At 57.0% G+C, this 10,978-nt stretch carries 12 protein-coding genes; 5 read left to right on the plus strand and 7 right to left on the minus strand.

The features are described from left to right. Window positions 1-295: 295 nt before the first annotated feature. Window positions 296-709: a hypothetical protein gene (locus tag ACESNI_RS17225; RefSeq protein WP_373089258.1), complete on the plus strand. Its 414-nt coding sequence runs from the start codon at window positions 296-298 to the stop codon at window positions 707-709. Window positions 710-1,194: 485 nt separating this feature from the next. Here the strand turns inward: ACESNI_RS17225 and leuD are convergent, their stop codons facing one another. From leuD to ACESNI_RS17240, 3 genes are read right to left on the minus strand one after another with little or no spacing between them, the layout of a single operon-like run. Beyond that, a complete protein-coding gene (leuD, locus tag ACESNI_RS17230; RefSeq protein ID WP_373089260.1) occupies window positions 1,195-1,824 on the minus strand; it encodes a 3-isopropylmalate dehydratase small subunit in 630 nt (209 codons plus the stop codon). A gap of 1 nt (window position 1,825) precedes the next feature. After that, window positions 1,826-3,229: a 3-isopropylmalate dehydratase large subunit gene (locus ACESNI_RS17235; protein WP_373089262.1), complete on the minus strand. Its 1,404-nt coding sequence runs from the start codon at window positions 3,227-3,229 to the stop codon at window positions 1,826-1,828. Between the two features lie 11 nt (window positions 3,230-3,240). Further along, window positions 3,241-4,362, minus strand: coding sequence for a CaiB/BaiF CoA transferase family protein (locus ACESNI_RS17240; RefSeq protein ID WP_373089264.1), 1,122 nt, complete (start codon window positions 4,360-4,362; stop codon window positions 3,241-3,243). Window positions 4,363-4,461: 99 nt separating this feature from the next. On the opposite strand from ACESNI_RS17240, the gene ACESNI_RS17245 reads away from it, so the two are divergent. From ACESNI_RS17245 to ACESNI_RS17260, 4 genes are read left to right on the plus strand one after another with little or no spacing between them, the layout of a single operon-like run. Then, window positions 4,462-5,418, plus strand: coding sequence for a hydroxymethylglutaryl-CoA lyase (locus ACESNI_RS17245; RefSeq protein WP_373089266.1), 957 nt, complete (start codon window positions 4,462-4,464; stop codon window positions 5,416-5,418). Then, complete coding sequence (locus ACESNI_RS17250) at window positions 5,415-6,092, plus strand: isochorismatase family protein (protein ID WP_373089268.1); 678 nt, start codon at window positions 5,415-5,417, stop codon at window positions 6,090-6,092. Before ACESNI_RS17245 ends, ACESNI_RS17250 begins: the two co-directional genes overlap by 4 nt. Further along, window positions 6,092-7,021 carry a polysaccharide deacetylase family protein gene (locus ACESNI_RS17255; RefSeq protein ID WP_373089270.1) on the plus strand — a complete coding sequence of 310 codons (930 nt, stop codon included), beginning with the start codon at window positions 6,092-6,094 and terminating at the stop codon, window positions 7,019-7,021. Before ACESNI_RS17250 ends, ACESNI_RS17255 begins: the two co-directional genes overlap by 1 nt. Then, entirely contained in the window at window positions 7,018-7,944 is a 927-nt protein-coding gene (locus ACESNI_RS17260; RefSeq protein ID WP_373089272.1) for a polysaccharide deacetylase family protein, read from the plus strand. The genes ACESNI_RS17255 and ACESNI_RS17260 overlap by 4 nt, the downstream gene beginning before the upstream one ends. A gap of 7 nt (window positions 7,945-7,951) precedes the next feature. Here the strand turns inward: ACESNI_RS17260 and ACESNI_RS17265 are convergent, their stop codons facing one another. The 4 genes from ACESNI_RS17265 to ACESNI_RS17280 all read right to left on the minus strand — a co-directional run. After that, on the minus strand, window positions 7,952-8,266 hold the full coding sequence (locus tag ACESNI_RS17265) for a hypothetical protein (protein WP_373089274.1): 315 nt from the start codon (window positions 8,264-8,266) through the stop codon (window positions 7,952-7,954). Further along, on the minus strand, window positions 8,266-9,396 hold the full coding sequence (locus ACESNI_RS17270) for a class I SAM-dependent methyltransferase (RefSeq protein WP_373089276.1): 1,131 nt from the start codon (window positions 9,394-9,396) through the stop codon (window positions 8,266-8,268). Before ACESNI_RS17270 ends, ACESNI_RS17265 begins: the two co-directional genes overlap by 1 nt. A gap of 70 nt (window positions 9,397-9,466) precedes the next feature. Then, window positions 9,467-10,399, minus strand: coding sequence for a VOC family protein (locus ACESNI_RS17275; RefSeq protein WP_373089278.1), 933 nt, complete (start codon window positions 10,397-10,399; stop codon window positions 9,467-9,469). Between the two features lie 87 nt (window positions 10,400-10,486). Further along, the coding region (locus ACESNI_RS17280; RefSeq protein WP_373089280.1) for a GntR family transcriptional regulator at window positions 10,487-10,978 on the minus strand (492 nt) is incomplete at its 5' end.

Here is a 10,978-nt window from a genome sequence, read left to right on the forward strand (position 1 = left end):
AACGTCAAACTGCTGCGCTAACTCAGCCAGCGTCTTCTCACCCTTCACCGCAGCCAATGCCACCTTTGCTTTAAATGCCGGACTGTGGTTCCGGCGTGGTCGTCTGCTCATATACGCTCCTGTCATGCGGCCGCTTTGGCCACCGTTAGACAGAAAATCCACTTATCCCGCTGTGCAGTTTTCCCGAGCCACCTCTGCTGTCAAAAGAGGGCACCAAACGTTAGATTCTATCCACTAGGACTACGTCCGGCAACGAAGGGGTTGGAAAATGTTATAAATGAACTAGATTAGAGTAATGAGAATTGTGCCGATTGTCGTGCGAAATGCACCACCTGCGTGTGTTGAGGAACTTGAGCGCGTTTTTCATGCAGCCGGTGTCGAAACTAGCTTGTTCGCTTTCGGAGATGCCGAAGATCGCAATGCTTCTGTTGCAGCCGCGCTTGCCGAGGCTAGCATGCCGGGCAACTCTCCACAGGTTTGGCTCGTGCCGTTCGCCTTTCTCGAGATGGAAGCCGCCCATAAGCGCCGGGCGGCGGTGGCGAGAGAAATCGCTGGTCTGTCGGCAACTAATTCCGGCCAGCGCCTTTATGTCGTCTACGACCGCGCAGGGCCGTTTCCGTCTGGACCTTACAAGGTTTTAGCGCTCCGTAATTTGGCTGAGAACATCCTATCGTTCGATGCTTTGCAAACCCTATTTGATACATTTTGAGTAGCGGAGATCCTCCTAACGCCCAATCCCGCGATCTCTCGCTTCTTTGAACCAAGGCAGTTTGATCTATCTAGCCGTGCGGTTCACCCGCGGGCTTTGAGCGCCGGATTGGTCAATCAGATTCCACGCTTCATAATCGCGCCGACACGGCTCACATCATTCCGGCATTATCCGCTTCGCGTGTCAGCCGACGCAGATGAGCGGTTTGGTAACCGTCCTAAACCCTATCCCAAGGCGGCTGGTGATTTGAATGTCCGCATTCGCTTACGATACACTTGAAAGCCGTCAGTCCGTACCCGGCCCATCTCCAGACATTTTGTGCACTGCCGAAAAGGTTGATAATTAGCCAATATGATAAGCTACAAAGTGTTACGAGCTCAGCCTAAACGACCGATCAATCGAACGTGCAAAGTTCCAACCTATATTGCCATTTCACGGAAACTTAACTCTGGCCATCGTTCGAATATCAGCACGACTACATCAAGTTAACGTGACAATGTCGAATAGGCCCATGACCGCTCTCGCTCATCACGGTAGCGAAAGGCGGCGATTGTATCGGACAAAGTCAGCGTGAGGTCGATTGGGTCAAGGCCAGAAAGCAGGGCTCGCTTTTCATCACCGTCGATTTCGAAGGTCCAGCAACCGCCAACTTCGTCTTGCAATTCCTGCTCTACGAGGTTTACCGTCAGGAGGGAACCAGGTGCCGCGGCGAGCCCGCGAGCGATAGGTTCGACAATCGATGCTGTGAGCACGACCGGCAACACGCCATTGGCCAGACAATTTTTGCGGAAGATCGGGTTAAATGAGGGCGCAATAATCGTTTGAAAACCATATTCCGCGAGCGCCCAAACCGCATGTTCGCGGCTCGACCCACAGCCAAAATTCTCTCCGGCGACTAGTATCCGGGCATTCTTTAGTGCCGGATCATTGAGCATGAAAGCGGGATCGGGATCGCGTTCGCCAATCGACAAATAGCGCCAACCCGCGAACAGACCATCAGCCAGGCCGCTTTTCGATACTTGCCGTATCTCTCGCGAAGGAATGATTGCATCAGTATCCACATTGTCCCGCATCAGGGGAGCTGCGACGGCTGTGAAGGTGGTGAAGGGCTCCATCTTAGATCTCCAGCTTACGCGGATCGGCGATATGCCCGGCGATGGCCGAGGCGGCAACGGTTTCCGGTGAGGCGAGATGCGTGCGCGTGCCCGGCCCCTGACGGCTTTCGAAATTGCGGTTGGTAGACGACACCACCCGTTCCTGCGGGCCGAAACTTTCTCCCCCCGCGAAAAAACACATAGAGCAACCCGATTCGCGCCATTCGAAGCCGGCACGCTGGAACACGCGGTGCAAGCCCTCTTCCTCCGCCTGACGTTTGACATTGCTTGATCCCGGAACGCAGATCGCCTTCACGCCGGGCGCAACTTTTCGACCGTCGAGTATAGCCGCAGCCCGTCGCAGGTCGCTGATCCGGCTGTTGGTGCATGAACCGATAAAGGCCGCGTCGATTTTCAGCGACTCCATCGCCGTGCCTGGCTCCAGACCCATATAATGCAACGCACGTTGGTAGCCTTCGACCATAGCCTTTCCAACTTCATCAGCGGCTGGGACAGCACCGTCGATCGCCACCACTTGTTGCGGCGTGGTGCCCCAAGTGACCATCGGCGCGACATCACTCGCATCAAAGGCAAGTTCAATATCAAAGATCGCATCGGCATCGCTGCGCAGAGCGAGCCAGTCATTCACGGCGCGATCCCAATCGTCGCCGACTGGCGCGTACCGGCGCCCTTTCACATAATCGACTGTGGTTGCATCGGGTGCGATGATCGCGCTGAACGCGGCAAATTCCGTACCCATGTTGCACAAGGTCAGCCGCTGTTCGATATCAAGTGCCTCTACCGCGCTGCCCGCATATTCGACGATATGCCCGGCGGCGCCGCCGACACCGAAACGGCCGAGCAAAGCGAGAGCGAGGTCCTTGGCCGTTACGCCAAGTGCGAGCCTGCCCGAAATAGTGAGTCGCATTCGCTTGGGTCGCTGGACACGCAAGGTCGATGTGGCGAGCGCATGTTCGGCCTCGGTCGATCCGATGCCCCAGGCCAGCGCGCCGAGCGCGCCCTGCGAACAGGTATGACTATCCGGACAGATCAGCGTCGTACCCGGCAGTACGATGCCCAGTTCGGGCGATATTACATGGACGATGCCTTGATCGGGACTGTCGAGGTCGAAAAGCCGGATGCCCGCCGCCCGGGCGCCCTCGCGGGTCGCGATAATGAAATCCTTGCCCGTCGGCATCAGCGTCTCGCTGGTGCGCCCTGGAAAGGTGTCAACGATATGATCCATGACCGCAAAAACATGATTGGGATCACGAACGGGAATATCACGTGCAAGCAAGCTTTTCAGCGCTACTCCGCCCGTTCGCTCGTGGAGAAGAATGCGGTCAACGAGGACAAGATCGGTCTCGCCAGCAGGGGGCCCGATCGTATGACCGTCCCAGATTTTATCGAATATAGTCCGTTCCAAGACGCCCTCACCTAATTGAAATCGATGCCATTACTATTTTCAGCCCGCGGCAAATCATGCCGCAAGCCCATCCTTTTCCCGTCGATTTCAAGCGGAAGGGCAGGAAGTTTTGCGCGGCTGCCATCGTCGAGAGTTACCTCAACAAAACCACCGCTGGCGAGCAGGTGCTGATCTTCGAGCAGATCGTCGGGACGCATGATCGGTGCGTAAGGCAAGCCGATAGATTCCAGCCTGCCAACCAGTTCGTCGCGTGTCATGCCGCCAAAAAGATCCCGAATCACCGGGAGGATATGTTCGCGCTGGCGCACGCGCTCATTATTGACCGCAAGCGTCGGATCGGCGGCAAGGTCCTCCAGTCCCATGACCTCGCAAAAGACCACCCATTGGGGATCGCTGACGACGCCGACAAAGAGCTGCTCATCCTGATTCAACGTTTCAAAGACGTCATAAACCGCCCAGGCCGAAATGCGGGCGGGCATCGGCGGCGCGGTCGTGCCAGTTACTGCCTTTTGCGCGATATGCTGGCCTACCAGAAAGGCCGTTGTCTCGAACAGCGAGCATTTCACCTCGCCGCCCTTATCGGTCCGGTGCCGCCGTTCGAGCGCAGCAAGGATACCGATGACCCCGAACATACCCCCGGTTACATCGATCACCGAAGCACCGGCACGCAAAGGCCGTCCGGGAGGACCTGTCATATAAGCAAGTCCGCCCATCATCTGCGCGACTTCGTCGAGTGCGGTGCGGTTCTCGTATGGGCCAGTGAGAAAACCCTTGGCGCTACAATAAATGAGGCGCGGATTGCTCTTTGTAAAATTTTTCGGTCCAAGCCCGAGCTTCGCCAAGGCACCCGGCCGGAAATTTTCGATCATTACGTCGGCTTCATCGATCAGACGGCGGGCTACGGCGTTACCCTGCTCGCTTTTGAGATCGAGGCAAACGCTGCGCTTGTTGCGATTGAACATCGGGAAATAGCCAGCACCCGAACCCAGCAGACGGCGGGTATGATCGCCGCCTTCCGGTTCTACCTTGATAACGTCAGCTCCAAGATCACCCAGCATCAGGCCGATCGACGGGCCCATCACCATATGGGTGAACTCGACAACTTTTATCCCTTCCAACGGCAACCGCTCCATTATACCCCTACTCTTTCAAATCTCATCATCAAAATCTTGTCTCTCGACATCTTGGCCTTATTTGATATAGAACTAGTACATTAAAGCAAGCAGAGGTTTATGCCAGAAGATATTTTTGTTAGCGAAGTGGGCCCACGCGACGGGTTACAGAACATTTCAACAGTCATGCCGACTGCCGTCAAAAAAGCATGGATTGCAGCCGAATCAGCTGCAGGCGTGCGCGAAATAGAGGTTGGAAGCTTCGTACCCGCCAAGTTGCTGCCCCAACTTGCCGACACGGCGGAAATTGTTGCCTTCGCCAAGACAATTCCCGATCTGACCGTTGCCGTACTGGTACCGAATCTGCGCGGCGCGCACGATGCTATACTGGCTCAAGCCGATAAAATCACATTGCCACTTTCGGTTTCGGAATCTCACAGCCTCGCCAATCTGCGCCGTACGCACGATCAGGTGATCGAGGATGCCACCCGTATCGCCGCGACGATTGCAAGCCTGCCGGAAGGCAAACGCCCGCATTTCGAGGGGAGCCTCTCAACCGTCTTTGGATGCACCATTGAGGGCGCCATTCCCGAATCCCAGATCTTGCGTCTGGCCGAACGGTTGATGGAGGCAGGCTGCGACGAGGTAGGTCTCTCGGACACCACTGGCTACGCCGATCCGCACGCGGTGAAGCATATGGTAAAGGCGGTGCGCGGCGTTGTCGGCGACCGGGCGCTGACCGGCATCCACCTGCACAACACGCGCGGTCTCGGCCTTGCCAATGTGCTTGCCGCGTTGGACGTCGGGCTCACTACTGTTGACAGTTCACTCGGCGGAATAGGCGGCTGCCCGTTCGCGCCAGGCGCCAGTGGCAATATCGTAACCGAGGACCTCGTCTTCATGTTACAGGCGATGGGACTCAAAACAAGAATCGATCTCGAAAAACTTCTGGCGGTGCGCAAAATCGTACAGGAAGCGCTTCCGGGAGAAGAGCTTTACGGATTCACACCAAATGCCGGGCTGCCGCTCGGTTTTCAAGGCGAAGTTGGCCCAAGAGAATTGGAAACTATTATATGACGATCGGCACCAAGATGATCTGCGAGGACAAGACGGCACGTCAGTTGTTCGACGAGGTAATGGCCAACCCGGCCCGCAAAAAATTTGGTTTTGGCGAGAAGCTTGCTATCGTCAATGTCGACGTCCAGCAGGCCTATACTCGGCTCGACATGTTCAAGACATCATATGAAACCGATCCGCAGCAGATCGCCCATATCAACACGATCTCCCGCTTGGCGCGGGACAGGGGCATGCCGGTGATCTGGTCCCATGTCGCCTATAAGGCCGATGCTGGCGACGCCGGAATCTGGGGCACGCGGACCGATACCGAGGATTCGCTGCAAAACATCAAATATGGAAGCGAGCGACACGCCTTCGATCAGCGTTGCGCCATTGAAGAAAATGACCTTATCTATACCAAGCGGATGCCGAGCGCCTTTTTCGAAACACCGCTGGCCAGCTATCTGACATGGCACAAGGTCGACACCGTCGTCGTGACCGGAGGTTCGACCTCGGGCTGCGTCCGCGCAACTGCGGTAGACAGTCTCAGCCACGGCTACAGGACCATCGTCCCGATCGAGACCTGCGCCGACAAGCATGAAAGCTATCACTTCGCCAATCTGACCGACTTGCAGCTCAAATATGCCGATGTCGAACCGGTGCAGGCGGTAATCGACTGGCTGGAGGCCCGCTGATGCGCGAAGGCGAAAAAGATCCCGAACTCTATGATTTCCGGCCGTATCGCGATCGAACGAAGATCGAATGGCCCGAGGGCAAGACGGTCGCGGTCTGGGTCTCGCCCAATCTCGAATATTACGAGATTGATCCGCCGGCCAATCCCCAACGCAAGAGCTGGCCAAGGCCGCATCCCGACATCGTCCCCTACGGGCATCGCGATTATGCCAACCGTATCGGCCATTGGCGGATGGCCGAGGTGATGGAGAAGCACGGCTTCAAGGGATCGGTTTCGCTGTCGGTCGCGCTGTGCCAGCACCATCCAGAAGTTGTCACCCATGCCAACGCGCTGGACTGGGAGTTCTTCAGCCACGGAATCTACAACACCCGCTACAGCTACGGTATGGACGAAGCACAGGAACGCGCGATCATCGAAGATTCGATCAAGACCGTCCGCGATGCGACGGGGCAGACGATCAAGGGCTGGCTCGCTCCGGCGCTCACCCATACACCGCGCACGCTCGACCTTCTCGCCGAATATGGCATGACCTATACCTGTGATCTCTATCATGACGATCAGCCCGGGCCGGTCCACGTCAAGGACGGACGACTGATCTCGATGCCTTACAGTATCGAGGTCAACGACCATTATGGCTTCTTCGTCTACAACATGTCCCCGCGCGAATATGCTGACACGCTGATCCGGCAATATGAACGGCTCGCAGCCGAGGGTGAGCAATCGGGCACCGTCATGTGCATCCCGCTGCACAGCTATCTGATCGGCCAGCCACACCGGATCGGTCCTTTCGAGGAGGTGCTCAGGCATATCGCCGCCGACGGGCGTGCTTGGATCACCCGGTCGGGCGATATCGCCGACCATTTTCTCGCCAACGATTATTATGACGCGACCGCGGCAGATGCCGCCCGCTATGCGAAGGACGCCGGATGAGCCTCGACCCCTCCTATCTCGAATATCCCAAGCGCCGTGAAGGCATGGACCACGACCTCTATATTCCCTCTCCTCTGCCCACACGCAAACCGGTTGCATGGCCTGATGGCAAGACGGTGGCGGTCACGCTGCTGGTCAACCTCGAATGGTTCCCGATCACACCGGAAGATGCGCCTTTCCGCGCGCCCGGTCATATGGTGACACCTTATCCCGACTATCGCCATTATACGGCGCGCGAATATGGCACACGGGTTGGCTTTTACCGCCTGCTCGACGCCTTTGCGAAGGCCGGAGTACATGCGACTATCGCGGTTAATGCCACCATTGCCGAACGCTACCCTTCCATCATCTCCGACATCCTGGCTGAAGGTCATGAGATCATCGCCCATTCGACGGACATGAACGGAACTATCGCGACCGGCTTACCCGAAGCTGAAGAGCGCGCACTGATCGTTCAGGCACGCGATACACTGGCCGAGGCGATGGGCACGATACCGCGAGGGTGGCAGTCGATCGCGCGGTCGCAAAGCTGGAATACGCCGCGCCTGCTGGTCGAAGAAGGCTTCGATTATATGTGCGATTGGGTGAACGACGATCTGCCCTATCTCGCGACGACCGAGGCTGGCACGATCGTCAGCATGCCATTCAACCACGAACTTTCCGACCGGCAGATGATTGCCCTGCAGCAGCATTCGATGGAAGGCGTCTCCCGGCAGATTGAGGACGCGTTCGACTGGCTGATCGTGGAGGCGGACCGGTTTGGCGGTCGCGTGTTACCGTTTACAATCACGCCCTATATCACTGGCCTGCCCCACAGGATGGACGCTTTCGAACAGCTGCTCGGAAAGCTGGCCGGATCCAGCAAGAGCTGGTTCGCGACCGCCGGCGAAGTCGTGGACAGCTGGCAGGGCCAGACGGGCTGAATCTAGTCTAGTCGTTCGCCGGGGCACGGGGATCTATAAGAACCCGTAGTGCGCGCATCAACAATGCGTCGGTCGCGTCCTGACGTTGTTCGGCGACCTCTCCGTCATAGCGGATATCGCGCAGCGTCGCGACGTCCTCGCCGCGCATTTCCGCGACCACCCTCTCAAGCCTGTCGATCTTGTCATTGGCGACCGACAGCTCGACGAGCAGCGCCAGAGCGATATTGAGTGTCTCCTCGGCTTCGCGATTGTCGAGGCTTTGGGGACGTTGTCCACGCGCAGATTCGATCAACGCGGCAATGGCTTGAGCTTGGTTTGTCATTAGAGAGGTTTCCTGCCGCTGATCGCATACCAGCGATTATTTGCCATGCCATGTAGCGCCGAAAGATCATGTTCGACGACATTGTCCTCGGGAAACCCGGCGGCGATCATATCGGCCTGCAGATTGGCCGTTGCATAGGTGTTCCAGTGCACCTCTCCGTTGAAATGCGTGTCCCAATCGCGCTCGATTTCATGCACAAGTGTCGGCTGGTTGCGGATGGCGACATCCTGATGAATGACGACGCCTCCGGGACGGACCAGACGGAAAGACTCGCGTATCATCGCGCGACGCTTTTCCTCACCGATTTCGTGCATCAGGTTGTGCGAGACAACAAGGTCAAAACTTTCGTCTTCGAAACGCATGTCCGAAGCATCCATCTGATGGAAATTCACGGCAACGCCCAGCGACTCCGCACGGGCATGGGCATAGCGCAGCATCCCGGCACCGAGGTCGACCGCATGAATTTCGACGTCAGGCCATTCGGCAGGATAGGCCGCGGAGGCAGCTCCCGCTGAACAGCCGATATCGAGCATCTTGGCCGGTTTGAACCCATCAAATTCTTCATTGAGTAGCCGCATGATGACACCCGCCTTGCTATCGCCGCGACCGATGCCCTGGCCGAAGGAAAAGACATTGCCACCACATTCGTACAGCGCGCCCGAAACAACATCATAGTCGCTGCGATTCATCGCATATCCGCCGGGCTGGAGATGGATGTCGACATCCGCCACTTCCGGCGAGGGATGATAGGACGAATCCAGCGAGAGGCTACCAAGCTTGTCATCGGCTTCGATCAGCTCCTTCGTCGCCTGCTCCATGCGTTCGAGATCACGATAGGTTGGCTCTCCGACCGAAACCCATATCATCTCCTGAGCTGACCGGTTAGCGGCGCTCCACATCCGATAGCCGGGGGACATCAGAAAGGCTTCGCGTACTTCTTCGTGCGATTGAGGCTGACGACCATGACGTTCGGCGAACGCGGGAGCGGCTTCGGATTCGAATATCCCGACGTTTCTTGGCCTGACCTTGCTATTTAGCAGCCGGCGCAGCGAAACAACCGCGTTCTGCCTACAGCCTTCCTCGGCAGTCGTGCGGGGAAGAACGGCATGTTGAACGTCACGAACCTTCATCTCAAACTCCTTGTTTCACCCAAAGGGCGGATTCCATATCTCAGCTATATTGTTCTATCTATATCACAATTCAACGCGATTCGATCAACTCAATTAATTCGCCGGCCGGCCCGGTCAGAACAAGCGAGCGCCGGCCGCCGTAACAGGCCCCTGCCGAGATCGCCTCGGGTCCATGCGCAAGGTCGACAAAGGGAGAAAGGCTGGCAACCTCGAAACTGACTATCGCATTGCCAGGTGGCAAGTGCCCGTCGAGCCGGGGTCGAACTCCGGCGATAAAATCCGTACCTGTCGGATATTCGTCCAGTTGAATCAGGTTCCCGTGTTGTGCCATCCCTATTGCGCTAAGCGAAAAGGCGTGATCAGCAGAAAGATTCTGGGCATGCTGAAGAACTCCTACCTTGCTCTTGCGCACTGGCCTTTCGCGTAGTCTGAAATGATCCACATACCAGCGAAGCATCGGATCAAAATCGGATCCTGCGGCTACAACGATAAATGGCCGACCGACAAAGCCCGAAGCCCCGGGCAGGATTGATGTGTTCCGGTCGCCACTCTCCATTGTAAAATAGAGGCATTCACCACCCGGGCCCACGACCTGCATGGCGACGATCGACGGCATGAACTGGAGCGGCCTCGGCCCTGCTAGATGCCGAAAGGACGAAGCGTCCAGCCGATCCGCCAGCTCATAGACATCATCCACGATGATTTCGAATGCCGTCCAGCCAAAGCTGGTCAGCGGTGAATAGTCCGGCACGGCGGGTGCTTCGATAAGTCTAATAAAGACATCGTCTTCATTTTCGGGACGCAAGGTGCAGAAGGCGGCTGCGGCTGTAGCGGGTACACCCCAGCGCTGGGCGAGGGCCTGATCGATCCGGCCTCTTTCCAACACCCGGTATCCAAGCAGTTCGCTATAACAGGATTCGGCGGCGGCGATGTCTGGAACGGTCGCAGTCGTGCCGGAAATCCTCAGCAGCTGCGGTTCCGTATCGCTGGTCCAGTCGTTCATTCTGCAGATTCCCCACTATGATGCTAGCATCGTAGCGATTTAATTGTTATATTTCTATATCAATAATCCAAGAAACTGGAAAGACCGTCAGATAATCTGCGGTTCCAGACTACGGGGAGAATTCAGATCGAGGCGAATCTGATAACGATCAGGGCGGAACTGGGCGAGGATGTGTTGCACCGGCCGTTCATTCACGTCGAAGACGGTCCGGCTGACCCGCAGGATTGGCGATCCGATGTCGACGTGCAGGCTCGCCGAAACTGCAGCGTCAGCAAGTGTGGCCGAGATCGTCTGATGGGCGGCGCCAATATGCGCACCCGCGTCCTCGAGCAACGTCAGCATCGGTGTCGTTTTGAGATTGGCACGTGTCATTGCCTTGCCGAGATCGGAAGGAATGTAGCTGACAAAATGACCAAGCGGCTCACCATCGAGCCAGCGGGTACGAACCACACGCAGAAGCTCAGTCCCGGCTGGCAAATCAAGCGCCTCGTCAATTGGTGGTCGCGCAGAGACCATATCCACCTCAAGCAGCTTGACCTGCGTCGCGCGGCCAAAATTGCGCAGCGATTCGAGCGCCTG

The organism is Sneathiella sp. (assembly GCF_041689005.1).
In the GTDB taxonomy this organism is placed as follows: Bacteria; Pseudomonadota; Alphaproteobacteria; order Sneathiellales; family Sneathiellaceae; genus Sneathiella.